The organism is Bradyrhizobium sp. LA6.8 (assembly GCF_040547935.1).
Lineage (GTDB): Bacteria > Pseudomonadota > Alphaproteobacteria > Rhizobiales > Xanthobacteraceae > Bradyrhizobium > Bradyrhizobium barranii.
Window position 1 is genome coordinate 64,609 of record NZ_JBEPQQ010000009.1, and the last position, 23,045, is coordinate 87,653.

General features: G+C 62.7%; 27 protein-coding genes. 13 read left to right on the top strand and 14 right to left on the bottom strand.

Features of this window, described 5'->3' with window-relative positions:
* The first annotated feature begins 46 nt into the window (after positions 1-46).
* The 3 genes from ABIA90_RS34445 (at position 47) to ABIA90_RS34455 (ending at position 1,337) form a co-directional block, all read left to right on the top strand.
* Positions 47-733, top strand: coding sequence for an SOS response-associated peptidase (locus ABIA90_RS34445; protein ID WP_208089509.1), 687 nt, complete (start codon positions 47-49; stop codon positions 731-733).
* Positions 734-945: 212 nt separating this feature from the next.
* Positions 946-1,146, top strand: a complete 201-nt coding sequence (locus ABIA90_RS34450) for a hypothetical protein (RefSeq protein WP_247303285.1) — start codon at positions 946-948, stop codon at positions 1,144-1,146.
* The gene (locus tag ABIA90_RS34455) at positions 1,143-1,337 is read left to right on the top strand and encodes a hypothetical protein (RefSeq protein ID WP_071911797.1); all 195 of its coding nucleotides are present in this window, start codon (positions 1,143-1,145) and stop codon (positions 1,335-1,337) included. The genes ABIA90_RS34450 and ABIA90_RS34455 overlap by 4 nt, the downstream gene beginning before the upstream one ends.
* A 39-nt stretch (positions 1,338-1,376) precedes the next feature.
* On the opposite strand, the gene ABIA90_RS34460 is transcribed toward ABIA90_RS34455, so the two are convergent.
* The 3 genes from ABIA90_RS34460 to ABIA90_RS34470 all read right to left on the bottom strand — a co-directional run bounded on the left by ABIA90_RS34460 (position 1,377) and on the right by ABIA90_RS34470 (position 3,361).
* Positions 1,377-1,625 (bottom strand): hypothetical protein, encoded by a 249-nt coding sequence (locus ABIA90_RS34460; RefSeq protein WP_014493719.1) that lies wholly within the window; start codon positions 1,623-1,625, stop codon positions 1,377-1,379.
* A 674-nt stretch (positions 1,626-2,299) separates the two neighbouring features.
* Positions 2,300-2,614, bottom strand: coding sequence for a hypothetical protein (locus tag ABIA90_RS34465; RefSeq protein ID WP_354120441.1), 315 nt, complete (start codon positions 2,612-2,614; stop codon positions 2,300-2,302).
* A gap of 546 nt (positions 2,615-3,160) precedes the next feature.
* Complete coding sequence (locus ABIA90_RS34470; RefSeq protein WP_085405745.1) at positions 3,161-3,361, bottom strand: hypothetical protein; 201 nt, start codon at positions 3,359-3,361, stop codon at positions 3,161-3,163.
* Positions 3,362-3,715: 354 nt separating this feature from the next.
* Here ABIA90_RS34470 and ABIA90_RS34475 point away from each other — a divergent pair, with 354 nt between their 5' ends.
* The 3 genes from ABIA90_RS34475 to ABIA90_RS34485 all read left to right on the top strand — a co-directional run bounded on the left by ABIA90_RS34475 (position 3,716) and on the right by ABIA90_RS34485 (position 5,796).
* A complete protein-coding gene (locus tag ABIA90_RS34475) occupies positions 3,716-3,979 on the top strand; it encodes a nuclear transport factor 2 family protein (protein WP_354120440.1) in 264 nt (87 codons plus the stop codon).
* A gap of 845 nt (positions 3,980-4,824) precedes the next feature.
* Positions 4,825-5,016 carry a hypothetical protein gene (locus ABIA90_RS34480; RefSeq protein WP_155795049.1) on the top strand — a complete coding sequence of 64 codons (192 nt, stop codon included), beginning with the start codon at positions 4,825-4,827 and terminating at the stop codon, positions 5,014-5,016.
* 594 nt (positions 5,017-5,610) lie between these two features.
* On the top strand, positions 5,611-5,796 hold the full coding sequence (locus ABIA90_RS34485; protein ID WP_028153023.1) for a hypothetical protein: 186 nt from the start codon (positions 5,611-5,613) through the stop codon (positions 5,794-5,796).
* Between the two features lie 34 nt (positions 5,797-5,830).
* Here ABIA90_RS34485 and ABIA90_RS34490 read toward each other — a convergent pair whose 3' ends face one another.
* The gene (locus ABIA90_RS34490) at positions 5,831-6,004 is read right to left on the bottom strand and encodes a DUF3606 domain-containing protein (protein ID WP_071911790.1); all 174 of its coding nucleotides are present in this window, start codon (positions 6,002-6,004) and stop codon (positions 5,831-5,833) included.
* A gap of 710 nt (positions 6,005-6,714) precedes the next feature.
* Between ABIA90_RS34490 and ABIA90_RS34495 the strand changes: the two genes are divergently transcribed.
* Complete coding sequence (locus ABIA90_RS34495; RefSeq protein ID WP_249807719.1) at positions 6,715-8,082, top strand: NRAMP family divalent metal transporter; 1,368 nt, start codon at positions 6,715-6,717, stop codon at positions 8,080-8,082.
* 116 nt (positions 8,083-8,198) lie between these two features.
* Here ABIA90_RS34495 and ABIA90_RS34500 read toward each other — a convergent pair whose 3' ends face one another.
* From ABIA90_RS34500 to rocF, 4 genes are all read right to left on the bottom strand, one after another.
* The gene (locus ABIA90_RS34500; protein ID WP_354120439.1) at positions 8,199-8,483 is read right to left on the bottom strand and encodes a hypothetical protein; all 285 of its coding nucleotides are present in this window, start codon (positions 8,481-8,483) and stop codon (positions 8,199-8,201) included.
* 113 nt (positions 8,484-8,596) lie between these two features.
* Positions 8,597-9,139 carry a c-type cytochrome gene (locus ABIA90_RS34505; RefSeq protein WP_354120438.1) on the bottom strand — a complete coding sequence of 181 codons (543 nt, stop codon included), beginning with the start codon at positions 9,137-9,139 and terminating at the stop codon, positions 8,597-8,599.
* Positions 9,126-10,397: a sulfite dehydrogenase gene (gene soxC / locus ABIA90_RS34510; protein ID WP_354120437.1), complete on the bottom strand. Its 1,272-nt coding sequence runs from the start codon at positions 10,395-10,397 to the stop codon at positions 9,126-9,128. The genes ABIA90_RS34505 and soxC overlap by 14 nt, the downstream gene beginning before the upstream one ends.
* A gap of 160 nt (positions 10,398-10,557) precedes the next feature.
* Positions 10,558-11,535 (bottom strand): arginase, encoded by a 978-nt coding sequence (gene rocF / locus ABIA90_RS34515; RefSeq protein WP_354120436.1) that lies wholly within the window; start codon positions 11,533-11,535, stop codon positions 10,558-10,560.
* A gap of 306 nt (positions 11,536-11,841) precedes the next feature.
* Here rocF and ABIA90_RS34520 point away from each other — a divergent pair, with 306 nt between their 5' ends.
* Positions 11,842-12,063 carry a hypothetical protein gene (locus tag ABIA90_RS34520; RefSeq protein ID WP_414643390.1) on the top strand — a complete coding sequence of 74 codons (222 nt, stop codon included), beginning with the start codon at positions 11,842-11,844 and terminating at the stop codon, positions 12,061-12,063.
* 19 nt (positions 12,064-12,082) lie between these two features.
* On the opposite strand, the gene ABIA90_RS34525 is transcribed toward ABIA90_RS34520, so the two are convergent.
* Positions 12,083-14,827 (bottom strand): EAL domain-containing protein, encoded by a 2,745-nt coding sequence (locus tag ABIA90_RS34525; RefSeq protein ID WP_354120435.1) that lies wholly within the window; start codon positions 14,825-14,827, stop codon positions 12,083-12,085.
* A 62-nt stretch (positions 14,828-14,889) separates the two neighbouring features.
* Positions 14,890-16,137 (bottom strand): FecR domain-containing protein, encoded by a 1,248-nt coding sequence (locus ABIA90_RS34530; RefSeq protein ID WP_354120434.1) that lies wholly within the window; start codon positions 16,135-16,137, stop codon positions 14,890-14,892.
* 131 nt (positions 16,138-16,268) lie between these two features.
* On the opposite strand from ABIA90_RS34530, the gene ABIA90_RS34535 reads away from it, so the two are divergent.
* From ABIA90_RS34535 to ABIA90_RS34545, 3 genes are all read left to right on the top strand, one after another.
* Positions 16,269-18,065, top strand: coding sequence for a ShlB/FhaC/HecB family hemolysin secretion/activation protein (locus ABIA90_RS34535; protein ID WP_354120433.1), 1,797 nt, complete (start codon positions 16,269-16,271; stop codon positions 18,063-18,065).
* 148 nt (positions 18,066-18,213) lie between these two features.
* A complete protein-coding gene (locus ABIA90_RS34540) occupies positions 18,214-19,044 on the top strand; it encodes an alpha/beta fold hydrolase (protein WP_354120432.1) in 831 nt (276 codons plus the stop codon).
* Between the two features lie 78 nt (positions 19,045-19,122).
* The gene (locus ABIA90_RS34545) at positions 19,123-19,299 is read left to right on the top strand and encodes a hypothetical protein (RefSeq protein WP_354120431.1); all 177 of its coding nucleotides are present in this window, start codon (positions 19,123-19,125) and stop codon (positions 19,297-19,299) included.
* Positions 19,300-19,349: 50 nt separating this feature from the next.
* On the opposite strand, the gene ABIA90_RS34550 is transcribed toward ABIA90_RS34545, so the two are convergent.
* A complete protein-coding gene (locus tag ABIA90_RS34550; protein WP_014493705.1) occupies positions 19,350-19,691 on the bottom strand; it encodes a phasin in 342 nt (113 codons plus the stop codon).
* A gap of 145 nt (positions 19,692-19,836) precedes the next feature.
* Positions 19,837-20,022, bottom strand: a complete 186-nt coding sequence (locus ABIA90_RS34555; protein WP_028152907.1) for a hypothetical protein — start codon at positions 20,020-20,022, stop codon at positions 19,837-19,839.
* Between the two features lie 668 nt (positions 20,023-20,690).
* Here ABIA90_RS34555 and ABIA90_RS34560 point away from each other — a divergent pair.
* Complete coding sequence (locus ABIA90_RS34560) at positions 20,691-21,047, top strand: hypothetical protein (protein WP_028152906.1); 357 nt, start codon at positions 20,691-20,693, stop codon at positions 21,045-21,047.
* Between the two features lie 50 nt (positions 21,048-21,097).
* Here the strand turns inward: ABIA90_RS34560 and ABIA90_RS34565 are convergent, their stop codons facing one another.
* Both ABIA90_RS34565 and ABIA90_RS34570 read right to left on the bottom strand, forming a co-directional pair.
* Positions 21,098-21,670, bottom strand: a complete 573-nt coding sequence (locus tag ABIA90_RS34565) for a hypothetical protein (protein WP_354120430.1) — start codon at positions 21,668-21,670, stop codon at positions 21,098-21,100.
* 39 nt (positions 21,671-21,709) lie between these two features.
* Positions 21,710-22,240, bottom strand: a complete 531-nt coding sequence (locus ABIA90_RS34570; protein WP_354096637.1) for a GcrA family cell cycle regulator — start codon at positions 22,238-22,240, stop codon at positions 21,710-21,712.
* Between the two features lie 166 nt (positions 22,241-22,406).
* Here ABIA90_RS34570 and ABIA90_RS34575 point away from each other — a divergent pair, with 166 nt between their 5' ends.
* Complete coding sequence (locus ABIA90_RS34575) at positions 22,407-23,015, top strand: S24 family peptidase (RefSeq protein WP_028152904.1); 609 nt, start codon at positions 22,407-22,409, stop codon at positions 23,013-23,015.
* Positions 23,016-23,045 lie beyond the last annotated feature (30 nt).

Here is a 23,045-nt window from a genome sequence, read left to right on the forward strand (position 1 = left end):
TCGAAATTACCTTTGGCCGGGCGAGCGGTAAGGAATAATGGTCTCCATGTGCAATCTGTATTCGATCACCACCAATCAGGCCGCCATCGCCGGGCTCTTCCGTGTGGTCCGTCGCTACGAGGGCAACTTGCCACCAATGCCGGGCGTATTTCCGGATTACCCGGCACCGGTCATTCGCGACGCAGGCGGGGGCGAACGGGAGATTGTGATGATGCGTTGGGGCATGCCGCCACCACCGAGCAAGCCCGGCCCGCCCGTCACCAACATCCGCAACACCTCGTCGCCGCACTGGCGCGCATGGCTCAAGCCGGAGCATCGCTGTCTCGTGCCCGTCAACAGTTTTGCTGAGTATGCGCCTGAGCCGAATCCGGAAACAAAGAAGAAAGACGTCGTGTGGTTTGCGATAGACGAGACGCGGCCGCTGTTCGCGTTCGCCGGTATCTGGACAACTTTCAAGGGCGATCGCGGTACGAAGTCAAAGCCCGTGCCTGGACCTCATCAGGTCTATGGTTTTCTCACGACGGCGCCGAATGCCGTTGTCGAGCCCATTCATCCAAAGGCAATGCCGGCGATCCTGACGACGGCCGAAGAACGAGATGTTTGGCTGCGGGCGCCATGGGACGAGGCTAAGGCGCTCCAACGGCCTTTGTCAGATCAAGCGCTGAAAATCGTGGCGCGGGGCGCAGACAAGGAGGATAGACCTTCAATCGCCGACGCCACTTCCGTTCAATAGTGAACTTAGGAACTACCTGCACGCGATAGGAATAAAACTGCTCAAACCGAGCTGCGATGACGCCCGAGAGATTCTTCGAACCAATTAACAAATGATACAGACTCTCCTCGGCCCGAGGCGTAGAGTTGAAATATCACCGCACGGCACTTGGCATCGGTCGGTGATGAGAACGCCAGTTGCGCTCCCGCCCACTCTGACGAGGGAGCAGTGTCATGCTGAAGCGGCGTCGGGTTAAACAGTCCAAAACTCTCCACGAGCGGCTCGCAGACGAGGCCGCACGCCTTCGCGAGGAGGCCCAGGTGCTTGCGCCGGGACGCCGCCGTGAGATCCTGCTGCGCCGGGCGCGACAGGACGAGACGGCCATCCAGATCGAGTCCTGGCTGCATTCGCCCGGCCTGAGGCCGCCGACATGACCCGGCAATACCGCGCCTATCTGGTCGGCGAGAACGGCGTGTTTCGCTCCGCCGAAGCATTCGAGGCTGACTCCGATGCATCCGCGCTTCGCGTCGCACAACAGTTCACGCGCCGGGGCAACGTCGAGGTCTGGCATCTCGACCGGAAGATCGGGCTGTTGAAGCAAGCTACGCCACCCGTCGCAGCCTGACCGGCAGCCACGCTGCCCCAGCCGCCGCATCGGAAGGTGTCACTCCTCCGCAAGCTTGCGCTCGATATAGGCGTCCACCGTCTCCGCGAAGGAGCGCTGCACCCCGACCGCGGCACCGTGCTGGTCGAGCGCGTCGCGCTGGAGCACGCGCAGGCCGCGCCCGCGTAGGCTGGCCGGCGCGGTGTTCAGGTATTGATCGATGGCGCCTTTGGCGAGCGGAATGGCCCTCGGATCGCCCCTTGCGATCAAGAGACGCAAGAGGCTCTGGCAATCGGCCAAACCGGGCATGGCTCAGCCTTCAGCGTTGCTGCGATTTCGGCTTCGGCCGCTTGACCGGCTGGGTGTGCGTGCCGAACAGCGCCAGCAGAAACGCGACTTCTTCCTTCGAACCGACCTGGATCATGACTTGTCTCCTTCTCGCTCCGTTGGTCGGGGCCAACGGGCGCGGCGTTCAGGACAATCTGGTTTCAGCAATGTTTCAGGCGTGTTTCGTCGAGACCCAAAACGATCTCCGGAAAACGATCTACAGGTGCCTGCTGAACGTCTGGCGGCGATGCCGCCGGTGTTTTTGTCCCAGCCCTAACTCGTGAAAACGGCCCCGGCGCGGGACGGGGGGCTGGGGGCGCCGGAGCCGCCATTCCAGGCCGGCCATCGGCGGTGGGCCGACCACAAAACTAATTCCAGTTTGGAGCAAGAAGTTCCAAAGGGGACCTGGCAAAGCGAACAGCTCAATACTGAGGACGCTTCAACAGCTCCGGCAATCGCGAGATTGCCGTTGCGATCCGTCGCGCCTCGTCGCGCGATAGATACTGGTGGGCATATTGGTAGCCCCACGAGTGCAGATCATCGCGATGAAGAACGCAGCAGATCGTGAAGCCGTTCGCGTCCTTGACTCGGAAGCACTCCTCTTCCGCGATCATGACCCACGGCGCCGGAAACCGCCTGAGATTGTCCATCCATGATCACGGGCGTGCGTGGCCCCGTTGCTGCTCAATTCCGTGCGGTACGAGGCGGCGCCTGGCAAGACCAGTCCGCGGCGTTGTCGGCGGCCGGCGCGGAACGAAGAGGCTGCGCACGAGAATAGGCTCGCTGTCGCCGAGCCGCGTCCGCTCCTGAACCAGGCCGCTCATCACGACGCGCATCTTCATGATCTCTTCCGCCACGAAGGTGCAGTCCTCGTCGCGATTGATCTGCTCGTGCATGATGGCCTCGGCCTCTCGCATGCTGACGCGTAACGCTCTGACGATGTTGCGGATTTCATTGATGCGGTTGTCCACGGCCCATCTCCATCTGACGATGGCACGATAAGAACAAATCATGAACAAATAGTCAATGCGGGAGATCTTGAGTTCATGCGGATTGCTGGCAGATCAGGACACTGGGAAATTTACCGATCTGGTTCACATTTGTTATGGCAAGGATTTGTTAACCGGGAAAAAATAGCAACCCGGGGAGCTGGTTAGAGCATTTTCATTTCGGAATTATTGAAACCCGGAAGCATGAGGGGCCGCTGCCAAAACAGCGGCCCTTTGCTTTGACACCAGCGAAGGCGGATCAGGACACTGAACGGCGGGCGGATAACTCCAGAGCTAACCGCCCTCTCGCGTGCACCGCAAAGGAGACGGAAGTCGCCGCAAAAGGCCGCCAACTGAGGCGGCCTTACTATTTCGTGGCTTCTTGCCTCGCTTTCATTATTGCGAGATGGCCGATAACGGCTGCCTCAGTCCTACCAATCTTTCTGGCCACTGCGGCCAACCGTAGGCCTGAAGCGCGAAGCTCCAATAACTGCCGCTCCTCCTCGCGAGTCCACCTGCGCAGGCCTGTCACTTCGGCGGCTGCAAGCCGGGTGAATTTAGCCACTCGCTCATGTGCGAGCCAGTCTCGCACTGGCGTATCCTCTGCAGTAGATGCTCTCGCTCGATACCTGGGAGAGTAGTCTTAGCCTGCTCGCGCAGGCGACCGGCTTCCGCGGCAAGACGTTCTTCGAGGGATTCGATCTGCTTGAAACGACGCCGCTCAGCCATGGCGCGCTCCTTTCCATGAGAGGAAGGCGGGAGCGCAAGTGGCGTTCTCATCACAGATAAAAGCCACGGGCCGTTCTGCGATGAATGGACAATAGCATTGCGGTGTTGGAGTTCCTTGCCAAATGTTAACTTTCAGGTCGGCGCCCGAGTGTTCATTTGGCGGAACGCTAACGTTCCCAATCCGTTCCGGAAATCCAAAATAGCCGAGCGGAGATCTTCACGTCGAGTTCATCAGGCCAGTCCTAAACCCCGAGTCCATAACGGTACGTAGGTAGGAAACATGTCCTTTGACCCGCCGCTGCGGTTGACTGGCTTGATGCCTACCGCGCCGGCGACATCGAAACGATTTTGGGAATGTATGCCGATGACGCGATCGTCCATTGCGCCTGCGACGGCCTGAAGACGATTTCGACCCGGCAAGGCCTGCGCGCCTATTGGGTCGACCGTCTCAGGGATTATCCCGCTTCGCATCTGGACGATCTCCGTCCGTCCGAGGGCGGAGCAGCCATTTCCTATAAAGCGTGCGATGGCGTCGTGAGCGCAGTCCTCACCTTCAATGCGCCCGGCAAGATTGCTTCGCTGACGTGCGGGCCTTTGAACCAGGGCGGGTACTCATAAAGGAGCAGACGTCGGCTTTTGGGGTCTAAGCAGAAATTCTTTGCTCAATCAGAGTATGGCCGGTTTTGACCCGGAACGGACATTCTGAGTGTTGAAAGTCGCGCGCCAAGTTTCACTAACTCGGCGGGTTGCAGGTATCAGCGCTGACAAGGGCAATCGGCCTGACGCACAGTGTCTTCGTTCCATTCAATGAAGCCATCGGCATTCTTCGAAGGTGCGCGAAACATTTTCGCATCCCTGTAACTTGAGTTAATCGTGGGGCCTAATCGAAAGGTCGCGATATGGAACCGACCAGCAGAATATCGGACCACATCGATCATAAGACTGCCCGGTCGATCTGTGACGAGGTGGGTGACAGATTGCAACAGAACTTATCTCTCGAAGCCTCGCCTCTGCCGCAGTACCTCGAACGTCTAGTCGATGAATTGCGCAAACAGGAGCGTCATCCAATTGATGGCGTCGCAGCGCCCGCTAACCGTTTCCTTCATGCGACGCGACGGGTAGTCGCGGCCGTCTGAGCGCGTAAAGAAGAAGCCGTCGCCGCGCTCAACCCGGCGGCGGCTTTTCCGCTAATCTTGTCAGGTATGCAGCCGCTCGATCTTCCTCGTCTCACCACGTGCCTTCTCGGCCGCGTCATCCGCCAAGGCCCATAGCAGCCGCATCCCGGCCGATGGCCCGAAGTCGGCTTCTGACCCCGGCAGACGTTTACTGGGTTAACTTTTGTTCTGGCGTCGCTCTGGTTCCGGGTGCACACTGGTTCTCTCACCGCTCGGCACCGTGCTTTGATCGGTGATGAGAACGCCGGTTGCGCTCCCGCCCAATTCACGCAGGGAAAGGAGAGTGCCATGGGACGACGCTCACAATCCCACATTGACGACAATCTGGACGTGGAAAGAGCCCGCATCATAGCGGAACTGAAAAATACGCCGCCAGGACCGCAGCGTGATCTTCTCGAACTCAAACTGCGCCAGCTCGAAACCGTTTCTCATATAGACGGATGGCTAACGTCGCCGGGCCTACAACCCCCGGAGGAATAAGGCCGTCTCAGGCCAACCGAGGAATAGATCAATGAATTCGACTCATCGAACGATTTGCGAACGCGAGTGTACGTAAACACGCAGTAACTCAAAATACGGGCTTCAAGCATTGGACGGGCAGCAGAAGCAAGAGTACCGCGCATATATTATGGGCCTCGACGGACATATCGAGGTTCGCATCGATCTAATGTGTGAGGACGAAACCGAAGCCAAGAAACGCGCCAGATCCTTAGCTGACGGGTGCGACGTAGAGCTATGGTGTCAAGATCGAAAGATTGCGGAATTTAAGAGTGAGTAAGGCCGCCTCAGTTGGCGGCCTCTTTCGTGCTCACCATCCTGCTACGTCACCTTATGGCCCTTCCCGGACCTCATGGAACGTCCGCTTCTGCGCCGCTCTTGGGGGCGAAGCGGACATCGCGGATTTATGAGTAACAGGCTCGAGCCGCGTTCATTTTCTGCATCACGGCATCGTTTGCCCAACAGGTCAAACTTTATCCAAATGCGGCGAAGCGGATTCGGCGGAATGAAATCCCTCCGCGCCATGCTGGGACATGTCCCTTGCGAGGGCGCATGGGCAAGCTGGAGATTCCGTCGATGTATTACGTCGCCGCCGCATTGCTGGTGCTGTCGGGACTGTTCTACTCCGCGAGCCATCACGAGCTCGGCCAGTTCGGTGCGAACGTGTGCAGCTATGGCAGCACGTTCTGCGACAACCCGGTGGTCGTCTTCACCGGCGGCGCGCTGGCCGCCGCCTGGGGCATGTTCGTCAGCGTCAAGTAGCAGCACGCGCCTCCGCGCGCCTGCGTCGGATGCGTTACGTCGCCAATTCCTTGCGGACCGCGGCGGCCGAATTGCCGACCTTGTCGACGGCCTTTTGCAGCTCCTCCTTCGATATGCCGAGCGCGTGCGTCCAGTACTTGACCTCGTGGGCCTCGTGCATGTTGATCTTGCTGCGGTCCGGTTGCCCGCGCTTCGTCAGATTGTCCATCGCGTTTCCTCCCTCATGGAAGAGCAAAACGCCACCATGGACCGGCCGTTCCTAACGGCAGGACGAGACTCATTCGTCGAGGCTCACGCGTCGAGGCTTGCACGTCGAGGCTCAGACGTTCAGCCACAGCATGGAAGCGAGCACCGCTGAAAACAGAAACAGCCCGACAATTGCAATTCTGAAAACCAGATCGGCGGCCAAATGTGCCCCCTTTTGTCGTTGCAAATTCTTTGCTCGTACGGCGCGCGGCCCGGCCTTGTGCAAGGCAGGACCGCACCGTGACTTTGCTGCCGGGGCGGGTTGGAACGGCCCGTCAAGCGGCACCGCAACGCGCGCATCCAGCTTTGGTTCCAAATTTTCGGAAGGCGCGAATCAGAGCAACAACGATAACCCCGCCGGTCGGCGGGCGCCACTGGCATGAGAACCAGACCGTGCCGCGCGACGGCGCACAGTCGAGCAAGTGCTGCCTGATCGCCGACGGCTTCCGTGTCCAGGGATCGGCCGATCGTCGGCGACAAGCTCTGGCGCGCGGGGCCGGCGACCGCTTTGAACGGGAGGCAAAGGAAGAGCCCGCAACCGGTGACGGTGCGGGCTCGACGATCTCTGTGATGGTATCACTCTACAAGTGTGTTGCCCGACGTGTCAAAGGATGACGGGGCGTTGGCGTCAGCGGACGGCGCGACGCCGGCTGACGCAGGAACTTTGCGGCCATGACGCGCTTGAAGCACACTTCGCAATTCCGGAAGCCGGAAGGTCAGCCCCTGTCAAACCGATCGAAGCAGCACGCCGCCAAGCACGACAGCGCCGAAGGTTCGGCGAAGTCCGTGCCGGGGCTGCTGCAACGGCTGGGGCCCGGGCTCATCACCGGCGCAGCCGACGACGATCCGTCGGGCATCGCCACCTATTCGCAGGCGGGTGCGCAATTCGGCTACGGGCTGCTCTGGACGGTGTTTCTGACCCTGCCGTTCATGATCGCGATTCAGCTCGTCAGCGCCCGGATCGGCCGGGTCACCGGCAAGGGGCTCGCCGCCAACGTCCTGCAGCTCGCGCCGCGCTGGATCGTGCTGGGGCTCGTCTCGCTGCTCGTCATCGCCAACACCTTCAACATCGCCGCCGACATCGCCGCGATGGCGGAGGCGCTCTCGCTGGTCATCGGCGGGCTCAATCACGAGCACGCCCTGATCTTCGCGGCGGGCTCGACCCTGCTCCAGGTGTTCGTGCCCTATCGCCGCTATTCGCCGGTGCTCAAATTCCTGACGCTGACGCTGTTCGCCTATGTCGCCACCGCCTTCACCGTGAAGATCCCGTGGGGCACCGCGTTGCTCGCCGCGGTGTGGCCGAAGGCGACGATCAGCGCCGACTATTTCCTGATGGTCGTCGCCGTGCTCGGCACCACCATCAGCCCCTATCTCTTCTTCTGGCAGGCCTCGCAAGAGGTCGAGGAGATGAACCAGGGCAAGCGCGACAAGCCGCTGCGCGACCTTCCAACCGGGGGCGCCCCCGAGATCGCGCGCATCAAGGCCGACACCATCGTCGGCATGCTGCTTTCCAACAGCATCGCCTTCTTCATCATCCTGACCACGGCGACCGTGCTGAACGGCAATGGCATCACCAGGATCAACTCGGCGACGGAAGCGGCCGAAGCGCTGCGTCCGCTCGCCGGCGACTTCACCTTCGCGCTGTTCGCGCTCGGCATCATCGGCACCGGCCTTCTGGCGATCCCGGTGCTGGCCGGCTCGGCGGCTTACGCCGTTGCGGAGACTTTCGGCTGGCACGCCACGCTGGAGGCGAAGCCGGAAAAAGCGGTCGGCTTCTACACCATCATCGCGGCCGCGACCATCATCGGCTTCGGGCTCGGCTTCACCGGCATCGACTCGATACACATGCTGGTATGGAGCGCGGTGCTCAACGGCATCGTTGCCGTGCCGGTCATGGCCATGATGATGCTGATCGTCTCGAGCCGTGCGATCATGGGCCGCTTCAAGGCCCGCTCACGGCTGGTCGCGCTGGGCTGGCTCGGCACCGCGATCATGGCGCTGGCCGTCCTCGCTCTGCTCGGCTCATCCGCGATCGGCTGACCGGACCGGCGATAGCGACGCCGAGATCTGCGGCGCCAAGATCTGCGACGCCAAAATCTGCGACGCGACGACGATGATGAAGGCCGCGAGCACGGCCGGCACGCTGATGGACCGTATTACGGCGTCACGGGATTGACGGTCGGAGATGTGTTCGGCCCCGGCCGCTCCGGCTCGACCGGCGACTTCGGTGCGGTGGGAAGCACCTTGGCGCCGGCGGCATGTGCGGCCTCGCCCGTCGTTGCATACATCGCAACATGCGCCGGCTGCGTCTTGGCGCGGTTCCACGGCCCATGATCGACGATCACCATCGCAGCAATCGTCAAGCCGGCCACGATCAGCGCGATCACGCCGGGATGGCGAAGCGCCGAGGACATGGAGTTTGCGAAGCGATGTGTTGCCATCGAAGGACCCGTGCTGTTTCCTCTCGCGGGTTAACTCAAACGCATCCCGCGAGTTCCGCGCTTCGCTTAAGCAAGTTCCGAGCCACTGCGCGGAACTGATCGTCCCGATACGATCACTTTTTCACGTCCGGGCGCGCATCGCCGACGAAGCTGTCGCGGTTCGGCATTTTGACTGCCGAAAGCGATTTGGCATCGAGTGTCGCATCGGCTCCCACCAGCCCGTTCAGGTTCAGGATATAGGCGGACACCGCATAGACGTCCTCGTCACTCAGCGACTGCGGCGCGTTCTGCGGCATGGCGCGGCGGATATAATCGAACAGCGTCGGCGCATAAGGCCAATAGCTGCCGACGGTGCGGATCGGCTTGGCCGTCCCGATCGTGCCCTGCCCACCGACGAGCCGGTCACCCAAGCCACCCTCGCCTTTATCGCCATGGCAGGAAGCACATTGCTGGGCGAACACCTCGCGCCCATGGCTGACCGAACCGCCTCCCTTCGGCAGGTTGCTGCCGTCACGTCCGACATCGATATTCCAGCCCGCGATCTCCGCAGCCGTCGCAGGGCGACCGATGCCATAAGGGCTTTGCGCCTGCGCTTCGCTCGCAAAGGCACCCAGCGCGATTGCAACGGCAACGCCGCAGGTCTCACGCCAGCGCATTGATCACCTCGCCGTCGGCCGCGATGCGCCAGGGCCAGATCGCGTTGTTGTGGTAGAAATAGTTCTCGCCGCGCACCGCGAGCAGTTCGGCCAGCGTCGGCTGCACATAGCCGGTCTCGTCGACGGCTCGGCTCTGGATCACGGCCGGCTTGCCGTCCCATTGCCAAGGCAGGCGGAAGCGCGTGAGGGCGCGCGTCAACACCGGCTCCTGCAATCGCGCGTCCTGCCAGCTCTTGCCGTCATCGACCGACACCTCGACGCGCTTGATCTTGCCATGTCCGCTCCAGGCGATGCCGGTGATCTCGTGGAAGCCAGGCGCGCTCAGGCGATGACCGCCCGAGGGGCGCGTAATGATCGACTTCGCTTCCATGTAGAAGGAAAACTCGCGCGCCGTGCCGTCGGGCAAGAGATCGGTGTATTTCGAGGTCTCTTCGCGCGAATAAGTGGGCTCCGCGGTCACGTGCAGGCGGCGCAGCCACTTCACGCTCATATTGCCTTCGAAGCCGGGCAGGAACAGCCGCAAGGGATAGCCCTGCTGCGGACGCAACCGCTCGCCGTTCTGGCTGTAGACCAGAAGGGCGTCCTCGAGGCACTTCTCGATCGGAATGCTGCGCGTCAGCGCGGCGGCGTCAGCGCCTTCGGCGACGACCCATTTGGCGTCCGGTTTCAATCCGGCCTCCTCGAGCACCAGCTTCAGGCTCACGCCGGTCCATTCGGCGCAACTCACCAGACCCACGAGGTCCGATGCCGTCTTGCCATAGGGCTTGGTGTAACCGGGATTGCCGGAGCATTCGAGGAAGTGGATGCGCGACTCCGACGGGAAGCGCCTGAGATCGTCCATCGTGAAGATCAGGGGCCGTTCGACGAGGCCGTGCAGCATTAACCGATGCTGCGCCGGATCGATGGTCGGAACACCGCCATGATGCCGCTCGTAGAACAGTCCATTCGGCGTGATGATGCCGTCGAGCTCCTGCAATGGCGTCCGGCTGGAGGCCGATATGTACTGCTTGAGCGTCTTCGAGATGTTCTTGACGACGCCCTTCTCGAACGGTGACGGCGCGCCATAGGGCTGGGCTCCCATCGGCTCGCCCGGCGCCTTCATCCATTCGGGAATGTTGGGCGGAAGGTTGTCCGTCTCCGCCGCGGCCGACGCACCAGCACCCAGAACGGCGCCGCCCGCCACCGCGGTGCCGCCTTGCAGGAAGCGACGGCGTGTTGTTCTCGCGGATTTTCCGACGGCGTCGATCGTGCTGCTCATTGCGGATCCTCGGCTGAAGCGCGACCCGCATCAAACCCTCCGCGAAGGGTGTTTGCAATCCGCACCTATTTCAAAAACAGGCGATTTCGACCAGGACTGGTCTAGATCAGCCAGCCGCAACAGTCATTCCGTTCTTCGCGATGCAAGACAGCTCTCAGTTTCACTCGCCCGGAGCGATCGCGTTACTCGGCGTCGGGCGGTCGGTGATCTGCTGTCCGAACAGGCTGCCGATCAGCTCGACCGCAGTGCGCGCGGTGCGACCGCGCTCGTCCAGGAACGGATTGAGCTCGACGATGTCGACCGATCCGACCACGCCGGAGTCATGAAGCAGTTCCATGATCAGATGCGCCTCGCGATAGGTCGCTCCGCCCGGCACCGTGGTGCCGACTCCCGGCGCCACACACGGATCGAGGAAATCGACATCGAAGCTGACATGGAGCACGCCATCGCACGCCTTGACGCGCTCGATGACGCGCCGGATCAGCACGGCGACGCCGAACTCGTCGATCTGGCGCATGTCGACAACCCTGATCCGGCGTGTGCGCATCAATTCCCTTTCGAGCTTGTCGATCGAACGCGCGCCGAACAGGTCCAGCCTGTCGGGATCAATCGAGGCGCGCGGATCATCGCCGAGCAATCCGTCGAGGCCCGGCTCGCCGCACAAGAACGCCGCCGACATGCCGTGCATGTTGGCGGTGATCGTCGTCTCGGGCGTGTTGTAGTCGGCATGGGCGTCGAGCCAGAGCACGAACAGCTCGCGTCCGCGCTCCTGCCAGTGGCGCGCCATGGCATTCACCGAGCCCATCGACAATGTGTGATCGCCGCCGAGGAAGATCGGCAACGCCCCGGTCTGCGCGATCTCATGGCCTCTGCGGCTCAGCAGACGCGTCCAGCGCTGGATTTCGCGATAGTGATTGGCCTTTTCGGGCGGCCTGTCAGCGAGGTCCCTGACCTCCGCCACTGAGAGATCGCCGTAATCGACGACTTCGAAATCAAGGCTTTCGAGCAATGGCGCAAGGCCAGCGGTGCGCAGCGCTGCGGGGCCCATCAAGGTGCCGCGCTGCGAAGCGCCCATATCGATGGGCGCGCCGAGCAAGGCGATGCGCCGGCCTTGATCCGTCATGATCCGATCGGTCACGGCAATCTCCTGAGATCAGCAAGCCTCCGCCAGCCTAACAGAGATTCGCATCCGTCGTTTCCCGGGATTACGGGACGAAAGGGCTCGCGCGCCCGGAACAAATTCCCGAACGCCGCATTTTGTTTACAGGGCCGGCATCCGCCGTTCAAAACGGCGCCTGTCGCGGATAGCCACAAGGTCTCTCGACCCGCTGTTCAAAACGAGCGCACGCGCGGATAGCCAAAGGTGCCGGCCTCCATCTCTTCGCCAATTCCGGAGATCGCGATCTTGAGCACGGACATACCGCAGCCCAATCCCCCGCCCGGCATGGCCGAGCGTGCCATCGACGCAGCAACCGACGTGTCCCGCACCATTGGCGAGGTGGCAGGCGGCCTGCACGCCGCGGTCGATCGCCTCACGGCCGCAATCGACGAAGCACGAAAACCCGGCCGGCCGCTCGCGACCGTCGCGGCAATCACGCGCGAAGCGCCCTTGGCCAGTCTGTTCGTCGCCTTCCTCTTTGGCGTGGCAGTTGCACGCCGGCGCTAGCGATCGGAGTTGAAGCGGTTCAGGCCGCGCTGACGGCTTCGAGTTCAGCCGGCAGGAATTGCCTCTCGAACGCCCCGGCGGGCATCGGCCGGCCGAAGAAATATCCCTGCCCTTCCTCGCATCCCATGCTGACCAGGAAGTCGGCCGTGGCACGGTTCTCGATGCCCTCCGCCACGACAGTGAGCCCGAGCTGCTTGCTGAGACCGATGGTCGAGCCGACGATCGCGGCGTCGTCGGAATCGGCGAGCAGGTCAAGCACGAACGACCGGTCGATCTTGAGCCCGTCGAGCGGAAACTTCTTCAGATAGCTCAGGCTCGCATAGCCCGTGCCGAAATCGTCGAACAGAACGCGGACGCCGAGCTGCTGGATCCGCTCGAACATGTCGAGCACGCGGCTTTCGTCATGCAGCAGGATATCCTCGGTGACTTCGAGCTCGAGCAGCGACGGCGTGAGCCCCGTCTCCGCAAGCAGCGCCGCAACGGAATGCGCGAGGTCGCCGGACTCGAGCTGCGACGGCGAGAGGTTGATCGCGACGCGCACGCTGTTTCCGGACAATTCCCAGGCTCGCGCCTGCCGGCAGGCGGTCTCCATCACCCAGTTCGCGATCCGCTCGGACAGGGACGAGGTGTTGACCACCGGCATGAATTCCCCGGGCGAGACATAGCCGCGCGCGGGATGCCGCCAACGGATGAGCGCTTCGGCCCCGAGCAGGCTGCCGTCGACCAGCCGAACCTGTGGCTGGTAGAACAGTTCGAACTCGCCGCGATCCGCGGCAAGCGCCAGTTCGCTCTCTAGCGTCAACCGGTTCTCCAGCTCCTGCCTGATCGCACTCTCGAAGATCACGTGGCTGCCGCGCCGCGTCATCTTTGCCTTGCTCAGCGCCAGATGACCATTGCCGAGAAGGTCGTCGGCGTTGCGCCCACCTTCCGGATAGACGGCGACGCCGATGCTGATCCTGACGCGATGTTGGCGCGCGCCCGTTGCGAGCGGCGCTTCGAACGCGCGCGCGATCCGCTCGGCAAACTCCACAATCGGCTCGCCAGCCTCCGTACAATCAAGCGCGATGGCGAACTCGTCGCCGCTGAGCCGGGCTACGACCGCCTTGCCACCGACCTTGGTCCGGAGGCGCTCCGCGACGGCCCGCAGCACGAGGTCGCCGGCCGAATGTCCAAGCATGTCGTTGATCTGCTGGAAGCCGTCGAGCCCGAGCACGAGCAGCGCGACGTCGGACGATCGCCGCTCCGCCGCGGCGATCAGATTGGCGAGGCTTGCATGCAGCATGTTGCGGTTGGCAAGACCGGTCAACGCGTCATGTTCGGCGAGATACCTGACGCGTTCGGCTTCGCGCTTGCGGACCGAGATGTCGCGCAGGATCGCTCCGTACTGGAAGCCGTCCGTGCCCTGCCAGCCCGAAAAGCTCGCTTCGACCGGGAACGTCTCGCCGTTCTTCCGCCGCCCCTGAAACTCGACGACGACGGCACCGCCGGGCACCAACAGCGCCTGGCGTGCAGCATCGCGCATGGCAAATGCCTTTGCGCCACCGCCGGCGGGCTCCGCACAGAGCGTTTCGAACGGACGCCCGATCATTTCGGTCGGCATGTAACCGAAGATCGCACTGGCGCCCGGATTCCACACCGTGATCCGGTGATCCTCGTCGGTGCAGATCAGACCGTCGCCGAGCGACATCGCGATACGATGAAAGCGGCTCTCGGCAATACGTCCCAGGAGACTACGGAAATCGATCTCGTCGAGTGCAATCGCCGTCAGATAGGCAATGATCGCAATGTGAAACAGCGACGTGTCGATGATGAGCGGCCAGCTTGCCTGTACGAGCGCAGCGGCAAGTTCCACGCCCGCTCCTGCGGCGACGAGGATGGTGACACGGACGCCCGGTGCGGAACGGCGCCACGAATACATCATCGCCAGGCAGATCAGGCCCAAGCCAATGATCATGCCGACATCGGACGTCCAGCGCAGCATCCGGTTCTGGAGGATCGATTCCGCCCCCAGGGCCTGGAGGACGGGCCCAGAGACGATCTTGCCGTTGGGAACGCTGAACCGGTCGCCCAGTTCGAGCGCGGTAGCACCGACGATGATCTTCTTGTCTCTCAGCTTGTCCAAGGTCGCCGCATCGCCGCGCAGCACGTCAAAATAGGAGACACTTGGGATGGAGGCCGCACGAATGCCGAAATCGATCAGGAAGGGTGGCCGCCGATTGGCATCCTGCCCGGCCAGCACGACGGCCATCGACGGCATCACGGCATCGCCAAGCTTCTCTCCGACCGGATAGCGGCGCACGAGGCCGTCGGACTCGATCGCAACATTGACGACGGCCGGCCACGACTGGTTGCTGAACGGCTTCAGTGGACGATTGATGTGAACCGCGCCACCATTCGGCGTCGGCTGCTTGAAGGAGGGCAGGATCGTCGAACCGCCGACCTCCCGAAGCGCGGTGACGAGGGCTTCGTCTGAGGCCGGATCCGATGGTGTGCTGAAATCGACGTCGAAGGCGACGTCCTGTGCCCCCGCCGCCTCGAGCCTGTGCAGCAGTTCCGCGTGGAGCCGGCGCGGCCAGGGCCATATCCCGATCTGGTCGATCGAGGGGGCGTCGATGGCCACCACGACGACATTGCCGCTGGCCGTACGCGATTGCCAGGCGAAGCGCAGATCGGTGAGCGCGTTGCGAAGCGCGCCGTGCCACCCCGTGGACAGCACGACCGCAAGCGCGATCATGACGAGAATATGCGGCCGATGACGTTTCACTTTGCTCCCCTGCACCGGCGGTCCCTGCCGCCAGGCGCTCCCCCTATACCGACGACACGGTCCTAGCGATGGCCTTTGCCCCAATACCAACCGTAGTGGTGGCCATGATTGCCGTTACCGTTGCTGCCGTTATTCCCGTTTCCGCTGTTCCCGTTGCCGTTGTTGCCATTATTGCCGGTGCCACCGCTTCCGTTGCTGGTCGCGCCAGTCCCGTTGCTTGCGCTCCCAGAGCTCCCGCCGGACACATCGCTGGTCGAACCAGAGGTGGTCGCAACAGTCGTCGTCGTATTTGACGACGTCGACGTGGCACTGGCCGCGGGTGCACTGCTGCTCACCGTAACCGCCGTGACGTTGGAGCTGTTGGCGGCCGTGGTCGTCGTGCTCGCCTTCGTATCGCTCCAGACCGTCTCGGTCCCGGTGCTGGCGTTCGCGTTGCGCACGTGCCCCGTTGTCACGGCGCCGTGGGCGAGCCCGTTCGTGACCTTGTGGACGTTCAGCTTGACCTCGCCGAGCGAACTGGAGATGCGCACGACGCCGCCTTTGGGCGCCTGACCGCCGGCCGCTTGATGCGATTGCGCCGGCGCGCCGGCCGCCTTGGTCCCCTTGTCGATCGGACCGAGCGCATGGATCGCATGGCCACTCGCCGCATTGCGCGGTGCCGACAGGCCCGATTTCGGCACCGGGACTCGCTCGATCGTCGAGGCGCGCGGCTTGCCGTGCTCGATCGGATTGAAGGTGCCGGCACCACTCAGGCTGAGGCCGGGCTTGCCGTGCTCAAAGGAGGTGGCGGCCTGTCCCGGCATGACCTGTGCGATCTGTCCGGACTTGAAGTCGGAGACTTCAACCTGGCCGCGGAGCACGCCGACCTTGGTGCTGCCAGCATTCACGGTGACGCTGAATTGCGTTCCCTTGACCACGGCGGCGAGATACGGCGTCTCGACCTCGAAATGCTTGACGTTGCGCTTCTCGACCTCGAGCAGGATCGAACCCGCCTGCTGGATGATGGTGGTCGAGAGCCCTTCCTTCTTCTCGGCCGGCAAACCGACCACCGAGTTCGGGGAGATCAAAATCGATTCCTCGCCGCGGACGAGTAGCACGCGTCCGGTGCGTCCGGTGCGAATGGTATCACCGGCCCTCAGCGTCCCTTCCTGGGTCAATGACACAGGCTGCGCGCCGTTGGCGGCAAGCCAGACCTCACCCGAGGACTTGCTGACTGACCAGACGCCATCGTCCGCGGCAGATGCGAACGAGGCCGTACCAAGGATCAGCGCGGCCACAAAGGCGCACCGCATTCCAACTCTGCCCAGCATCACGATCCTCAGTCCCGCATTGCAGCCAGTCCTGAGGCGTATCCGAAATCACTCAAGAGAGAATTAGCGGGAACCGGCAAGTCCAGTGGCTGCATTAACCAATCATTGACCATAAAAAACTAAGAAAAATCATGCAGCTAACGAACTCTTACCAGCTCCTGGGCACCGCTCCGTTAAACTACGGTGAGCAGCTCGCTGCGCGCATTGAGAAGCGGCATCTCCTTATGGCACTGGCGCTGGCGGCACCGATTTTCACGGGAATTTCGCAGGCGTTCGCTCAACAGGCGAACCAGCCCGGCTTCGATCCGCGGCAGCCCGAGAAATACTTTGAAAACCAAACCGAGCAGGAATCGCTGAGCCGTCCTCCGGTCACGCTGCCGGCGGTCGGCCGGCCCAACACAGGCGGGGATACGAAACCACAATTCGTGTTGCGCGGGATCGATGTCAGCGGCGCCCAAGCCATTCCCCGCGATCGCATCACCGCAGCCTATCAGTCCTATCTCGGCAAGAAGGTCTCGCAAGCCGACCTCGCCGCGATCGCCGGCGCGATCAGCGATCTCTACCGCGCAGACGGCTTTCATCTGAGCCGGGCGATCGTGCCGCCGCAGGACATCGCCGACGGTCGCGTCCGGATCCAGGTGATTGAAGGCGCCATCGTGCAGGCCGAGCTGAAAGGCGACGGCGCCGAGCAGTTTGGCGTGAGGCCGATGCTGGGGCCGGTTCTCGCCGAGCAGCCGTCGCGCCTGGCAACGCTCGAGCGTCAGCTCTTCCTCATCAACAGCGGGCCGGGCATCCGGATCACCGACACCGCGCTCGAGGAGATCGGCGGTGCCACCGGCCGCTTTCGCCTCATCGTCCATTTGAAAACCTGGCACGTCTTCTCGTCGTTCGGCGTGGATAATCTGGGCTCATCGTCGGTCGGCCCGTGGCAGACCTACGCGACCGGCGCTTTCAACTCCTACCTCACGCCCGGCGATACGCTGGCGGTCAACCTGTCGACCATTGCCAACGACCCGCGTGAGCTTGGCTTTGCGCGATTATCCTATGACGCGCCCGTCGGCGTCGACGGCGTGCGCCTCGGCGCTTCCGTCCTGTACAGCGCGGTCCGGCCGGGTGACGCCCGCCGCCTCGACAGCGACATCACCACGACAGAGGCGTTCGAGCTGCGGGCAAGCACCGTGCCCTTCATGTCGCAATCATCGGCGTTGACGCTGACCTTGGCCGGGACCTTCAGCAACGTGTCCGAGCACGATCTTTACGGCCCCTGGTACAACGACCACATCAGGACCGCGAGCCTGACCGCCGATTACCGGCTCCAGGATCGCTTCGGCGGCACCAATTTCGCGACGCTCACCTACCGCCAGGGTCTCGACATCTTCGGTGCCTCGCATTTCGACGACGATCTCTTGTCGCGCGATGGCGCCGCGTCGAACTTCTCGGTGCTGAACCTCTGGTTCACGCGCTACCAGACCCTCAACGACGCCTGGTCGCTCAAGCTCTCCGCCGCCAGCCAGACGGCATCGCGGCCGCTGTTCATTTCGCAGCAGTTCTATCTCGGCGGCGCGGCTTTCGGCCGGGGCTATGGCGCGGCCGAAATCAGCGGCGACAACGGTCTTGCCGGCTCGCTCGAGCTGCGCTTCGACCAGAAGCTCAATTTCCGCTACTGGACCGGCTATCAGCTCTACGCCTTTGGCGACGCCGGCGCAGTCTGGAACGACGGCTACCGCCTGAGCGACGGCCTGTCGCTGACATCGGCCGGAGCCGGCGTGCGGTTCTTTCTGCCGGATGATCTTCAAGCCGATCTCGGCGTAGCCGTCCCCTTGAGCTACCGGGCCCCAGACAACGAGCGCCGCAGCCCACGCTTCCTGTTCACCCTCTCGAGCGCATTCCGGCTCTGCCCCGAACGCGGCAGGGGCGGCCGCCTCTAGCTGCCGCGCTTTGAGCACACCCGGCATGCGGCCCTTTTGCGGCCTTGCTCACAGACTTGCCTAAATTTAATCCCGTAACCTGCTCACGATCGCTCGATCCGGGGGCTTGCAATGACCATTTTCAGTCGAAAGTGATTGGGACGGAACCATGAAGAGGGTGTTTGCAATCCTGGCCTTTCTCTGCGTGCTCGGCGTCGGCCAGTATTTCGTGGTCAGCCGGTTCGCAATCCGACATGAGATTTTGACCCTGTTCGATGCCTCGCGCCAACGGCCGATCTCGGTCGAGATCGCGGTGCGGCGCGACTACGAGACCAAGGCCAATCTCGGGCTCTGGAAGCTCCCGCTCGCCATCATCAGCAACGGCAACACCGTCAAGGCGACCGAGTATTCCTTCCTCGCCAACGTGCTCGCGGCGCGCGGTTATCTCGTTGCCAGCATCCAGCAGGACCTGCCGAGCGATCCGCCGTTGATGACCCATGTCGGTCAGCAATATGTCGGGCGGCGCGAGGTCTATATCCGCTGCGAGGCCAACATCCTTTTCGCCCTGGCCGAACTGAAGCGACGGCAGGAAAACACCGACTACGACCACATCACCCTCGTCGGCCATTCCAACGGTGGCGACGTCTCGATGTATGTCGCCCATCAGCACCCGGAGATCGTGTCGAAGGTGATCACGCTCGACAATCTGCGGGTGCCCTTCGTGCTCAGCGACAACCTGAAGATCCTGTCGTTCCGCTCCAAGGATCCGCATTTCCAGACCGACCCGGGCGTGCTGCCGACGCCTGAAGAGGCCAAAGCGCGCGGCATCGACATCGTCCACACCGGCGCTCAGCACACCGAGATGAGCGATCGCGGTCCCGAAGCGGTCAAGGAGAAGATCCAGGCGACACTCGACCGCTTCTTGCGTGACAGTGCCAGCAGCTCGCTCGCGCCGGCTGACACCAGAAGCCCGATGATCATGAACCCCGGCGACTACTAGCCGGGCCCCCTTTGCGGCAGATCAAGGCAGCTCCAGACTGGCGACGATAGGAAGGGCCTCACCATCCCGGAGAGGCACGTGTCGCACTCCATCGAAAGCCTCGGTACGAAACATCTCGATACGGCAGGCCTTGGCCAGCCAGCTGCGAGGACACCGGCATTCGCGCGGCATCTCTATCGTGCGACCCGCAAGCTGCTGCGGTCGATCATCGCCCGCATCGATCTCTCGCAATTTCCGGGATCGTGCTGCGGCTGAGCGCGGCGTCACGCAGGATCAATTTGCGGGCACGCGGCGCACACCGGAACTCAGGACTTTCCCTTGCCGGGCTGCATGAAACTGCCGGTCATCTGGCGCATGTGGTCGCCGGCGCTGGTGAACTGGCTGCGCAGGAAGTCGGACTGGATTCGCATCGCTTCCTGAAGGTCGGTCGCATGCACGAGCTTGCGCGCGTGCTCGAACGCCGACTTCATGTTCTGCTCGGTGAACGCGAGCGCCTGCTTGGACACTTCGGTACCCGCTCCGGGAACCGACGTCATCGATTTGGTGGCAGCTTCGAAAAACATGCCGAATGCCTGTTCCGCCTGATCGATCGTCTTTTCGGCTAGGTCGCGCAGTTCGGCCGGGACTTCGAGCTTCGGTTCGATCATGGTCATACTCCTCCCCTTTTTCCCAACTGAATACCACACTTGCCGGATCGCATTCCAGCGGCAGCCTGGCGGACAAACGTCGCCCGGCGGTCCGGCTCCGGCCGGAAAACGGGGGACGAGGCGTACGGCCGGCGCGCGGCTGGGGTCAGGACAGGGGATGCTCGGGAAGGGTTTCTTCGGCGCCGAGGTCTTCGACCAGCTTGATGACCTCGAAACGCTGTCGAGGCCCGAGCTTCAGGAACGCGCGAAGCAGGCGCAGACTTTCAACGGTGCTGCTTGCAGGCGCGCCGAGCTTGAGGTGCAGTTCAGCCGCGAAATTGAGGTTTTTCATCTCGCACCTATGACAAGCATCGGCCCTCGTGATCAGACGTCGAGGTCTCGCTCGAGAACCGAACACCATGACCGGACGCCATGGTGACCCTGATATCTCGGCCGGGCACCCGGTGGGTTAACACACTGAACCATATACTGGCTCAACAGAACAGGTTGCAATTATGTCAAGAAACAACCCTTCCGGCAAGCCCAACCGTCGCCCTAGCGATGCTTCGTCCGCATCGCACCACGGCAATTCCGGATAACAGGAATATGAACCGTCGTCACCCACCTGCGTCAAGAAGCGGCATCACTCACGCACACGACCTCGATCGCTGTCAATCGGTGCGGCGTTTCGCCGTGTTTCCGGCGTGAACGAGGCCAGATTAAAGTTTCTTCAGCGTATACACGTAATTGTTGAGCCCGACCTCGGCGGTTGTATCGTCGGCGAAATGAACGTCGAGCCGCGCAGCCGGCCTGCAGCGTCTTGATCCGTCCGCCAGTGAAGCCCCCCTTGATGGACGCGGTTCCCCGCACCAGGGTTCATCGGTCCGAAGATATCTCCGCCAATGAACCGTCGTTCAAGGTTGAACGACCAAGCGGTTGCGATGCGGCCACGCGGACCACGGGCGCCATGGCTGACGGACTTCTCGATTCGGGCGCGCCTCAGCACCAAAGGACGACAGCATGCTTTCCCGCTGCGATCTCATCAAGGGCGGCGCGATTGCGCTTCTCACTTTCTCGATACAAGGCGCATGGGCGCAGGAGACCAGGATGAATCTGTTCAAGATCGTCACCATCAAGGACGAAATCGTCGTCGGATTGTCGGCGGAGGAGCTCCAGGCGCTCGGCGGCAATGATGCGAGCGCGGTTGCGCACGCGCTGGCGCAGAAGGGCGATCTCACGGTCTGGCAGTACAACGTGCATCGCGGCCCGAACGGTGAATTGCAACAGGCGCCGACCGCGAAGATCGGGCTCTTGGCCAACGCGTCTCTCCGTGTCGAGCCCTACACGACGCCTTACCAGATCGTGCCGCATCCGTAACAAGCGGCCCAGGCGCGCCTGCGGCGAGACCCGCAGGCGCACCACGACTCTCAACGCTGCTTGGCGCGCCCAGCCCGGCCTTCCGTCGCAAAGCCGTAGATCAGCGCCAGCCGGTCCAGGCATTCGCGAAAGCGCCGCGCGAAATAGTCGTTCCAGCGCTGGGTACGGACAGCGCGCCGCTCCCCGATCTGATCCATGGTCAGCCCCAGCACCAGGACGTCGTGCACCAGCGCGGCGCCATCGGTACCGAGTTCGCGCTCGACCCGGTTGAGGCGCAGCACAGCCTGGCGCTGGTCCTCGGTGACCGGCTCGCGCGAGCGCGTGCCATCGACATATTCGCGCGTCGGGTCCACTGCCTGGGGCCCGCGCTCCGCCCTCTCCCAGTCGCTCTGAAAGGCGCGCCCGCCGCGATATTGCGCCTCGTCGATCTGGTGATGCGCGTGCAACCGGCCGAGCGGATCGCCGCGGATCGAGCGGACGGCGACGATCTTTTCGCCGGCATCGAGCGCCAGCGGATTGTCGACCTCGACCTCCGCCACCTCTGCATTGAACGGCACCTCGCGCGATCGCCGATCGTAGATTCCAGTCAATCTGTAGGACTTGTTGCGTCGTGCACCTGCCACTCGGATACTCCTCGCAAAATTGAACGGATAGCGGTCTCGTCAGGCAGCAGAGATCAGCCTCAGGACGACGGGACCGGCGGCGCGAGCGGACGCGGCCTCAGACCTTCGCGTCAGGCGAGCATGCGGCGTGCAATAGCTGGAGCCCGGCTGGCGCGGATGGCCGCAGAAGGCGATCCCCTCCCCGTCCTTGTCGCCACCATAGGGATAGCGGCAGTCGTCGCGCCCGAGTTCGCCTAGCGCGACCAGGCGGGGCTGGACGCCGACACAGCGCAACTTGACCCGCGCGGGTTTCATTGCGGATTTCGGTGGCAAGTTCAGGTTCGGCACCGCCGCACGGGGCGGCCCGATGAGACAGGCTCCTGACGGCAAGGACGGCACGATCGATGGACTCGTCATCCGCGCCGGCGCCGCGAGTCCAAGCCGCTTGGCGCGGCCGGCCACCGCGTTGCGTGTGTAAGCCGTTCCAAACCTTCCGTTTATCTGTCTTCCGATCTCCGCATAAGACATTCCCTTGAGAAAATAGTCGCGAAGCGCGTCGGAGTGCTCCGACGGCCAATGACCCGGTTCCATGCTGCTGTCCTGTGATGCGCCTCCTCCGATCGTTCGATCGCGAGGCGGATCCTACATTCCGGTATTCCGAAGCAACTGTCAAGCGACAATTCTGATATTCATAATTGCATCAATTCCGAATTTCGGATTACAAGAGGCGGGACGATGGGCAATCGAGGGAATCACCATGTTGGACGTTGCAATGATCGAGCGGGGCCTGGAGAAGACGGGCAAGAGCAAGGGCGGCCTGGCGGCGGCCATGGGCGTGCGGCCCGGCGCGGTGTCGGAGATCCTGGGCGGCGAACGCCTGGTGAAGGCGTCCGAAATCATTCCGATCATGGAATATCTTGAGCTCAATCTCGCGCCGATCATGGGCCGCGTCGGGGCCGGCGCTGTGATCGAGCCCGATTATGAACAGGTTCCCCCGGAAGGCCTCGGCGATATCGCGCTGCCGTTCCCGATCATGGAAGAGACCGTCGCCTTCGAGATCGTTGGCGATTCGATGCTGCCCAAATACGAGAGCGGCGACGTGATCGTCGTCTACAAGGACCAGCGCCATCCGCTGTCGAGCTTCTACGGTGAAGAGGCCGTGGTCCGGCTAAAGACCGGTGAACGCTATTTGAAGACCATCGAACGCGGGAAAACTCCCTCCGTCGTCAATCTCAACAGCTTCAACGCCAAGCCGATCGTCGGCGTCAAGCTCGAGTGGGTCGGCGAGATCTGCCTGTCCATGCCCAAGGGCCAACTCGAGCGGCTGCGCGCCAAGTCGGCACGCCCTCGCAAGAAGAGCAAATAGGCGTCGATTTCCGATTTTTGGAAATCACCC

Bases quoted from the DNA above. Each gene is read 5' to 3' on its own strand.
- ABIA90_RS34480 (WP_155795049.1), top strand. From the start codon at position 4,825: ATGGGACGACGCTCACAATCCCACATTGACGACAATCTGGACGTGGAA.
- ABIA90_RS34470 (WP_085405745.1), bottom strand. From the start codon at position 3,361: ATGGCTGAGCGGCGTCGTTTCAAGCAGATCGAATCCCTCGAAGAACGT.
- ABIA90_RS34475 (WP_354120440.1), top strand. From the start codon at position 3,716: ATGTATGCCGATGACGCGATCGTCCATTGCGCCTGCGACGGCCTGAAG.
- ABIA90_RS34500 (WP_354120439.1), bottom strand. From the start codon at position 8,483: ATGGCAACACATCGCTTCGCAAACTCCATGTCCTCGGCGCTTCGCCAT.
- ABIA90_RS34560 (WP_028152906.1), top strand. From the start codon at position 20,691: ATGCTTTCCCGCTGCGATCTCATCAAGGGCGGCGCGATTGCGCTTCTC.
- ABIA90_RS34555 (WP_028152907.1), bottom strand. From the start codon at position 20,022: ATGAAAAACCTCAATTTCGCGGCTGAACTGCACCTCAAGCTCGGCGCG.
- ABIA90_RS34530 (WP_354120434.1), bottom strand. From the start codon at position 16,137: ATGCTGGGCAGAGTTGGAATGCGGTGCGCCTTTGTGGCCGCGCTGATC.
- ABIA90_RS34550 (WP_014493705.1), bottom strand. From the start codon at position 19,691: ATGATCGAACCGAAGCTCGAAGTCCCGGCCGAACTGCGCGACCTAGCC.
- soxC (WP_354120437.1), bottom strand. From the start codon at position 10,397: ATGAGCAGCACGATCGACGCCGTCGGAAAATCCGCGAGAACAACACGC.
- ABIA90_RS34540 (WP_354120432.1), top strand. From the start codon at position 18,214: ATGAAGAGGGTGTTTGCAATCCTGGCCTTTCTCTGCGTGCTCGGCGTC.
- ABIA90_RS34575 (WP_028152904.1), top strand. From the start codon at position 22,407: ATGTTGGACGTTGCAATGATCGAGCGGGGCCTGGAGAAGACGGGCAAG.
- ABIA90_RS34485 (WP_028153023.1), top strand. From the start codon at position 5,611: ATGTATTACGTCGCCGCCGCATTGCTGGTGCTGTCGGGACTGTTCTAC.
- ABIA90_RS34450 (WP_247303285.1), top strand. From the start codon at position 946: ATGCTGAAGCGGCGTCGGGTTAAACAGTCCAAAACTCTCCACGAGCGG.
- ABIA90_RS34460 (WP_014493719.1), bottom strand. From the start codon at position 1,625: ATGCCCGGTTTGGCCGATTGCCAGAGCCTCTTGCGTCTCTTGATCGCA.
- ABIA90_RS34505 (WP_354120438.1), bottom strand. From the start codon at position 9,139: ATGCGCTGGCGTGAGACCTGCGGCGTTGCCGTTGCAATCGCGCTGGGT.
- ABIA90_RS34455 (WP_071911797.1), top strand. From the start codon at position 1,143: ATGACCCGGCAATACCGCGCCTATCTGGTCGGCGAGAACGGCGTGTTT.
- ABIA90_RS34490 (WP_071911790.1), bottom strand. From the start codon at position 6,004: ATGGACAATCTGACGAAGCGCGGGCAACCGGACCGCAGCAAGATCAAC.
- ABIA90_RS34495 (WP_249807719.1), top strand. From the start codon at position 6,715: ATGACGCGCTTGAAGCACACTTCGCAATTCCGGAAGCCGGAAGGTCAG.
- ABIA90_RS34520 (WP_414643390.1), top strand. From the start codon at position 11,842: ATGGCCGAGCGTGCCATCGACGCAGCAACCGACGTGTCCCGCACCATT.
- ABIA90_RS34445 (WP_208089509.1), top strand. From the start codon at position 47: ATGTGCAATCTGTATTCGATCACCACCAATCAGGCCGCCATCGCCGGG.
- ABIA90_RS34570 (WP_354096637.1), bottom strand. From the start codon at position 22,240: ATGGAACCGGGTCATTGGCCGTCGGAGCACTCCGACGCGCTTCGCGAC.
- ABIA90_RS34535 (WP_354120433.1), top strand. From the start codon at position 16,269: ATGCAGCTAACGAACTCTTACCAGCTCCTGGGCACCGCTCCGTTAAAC.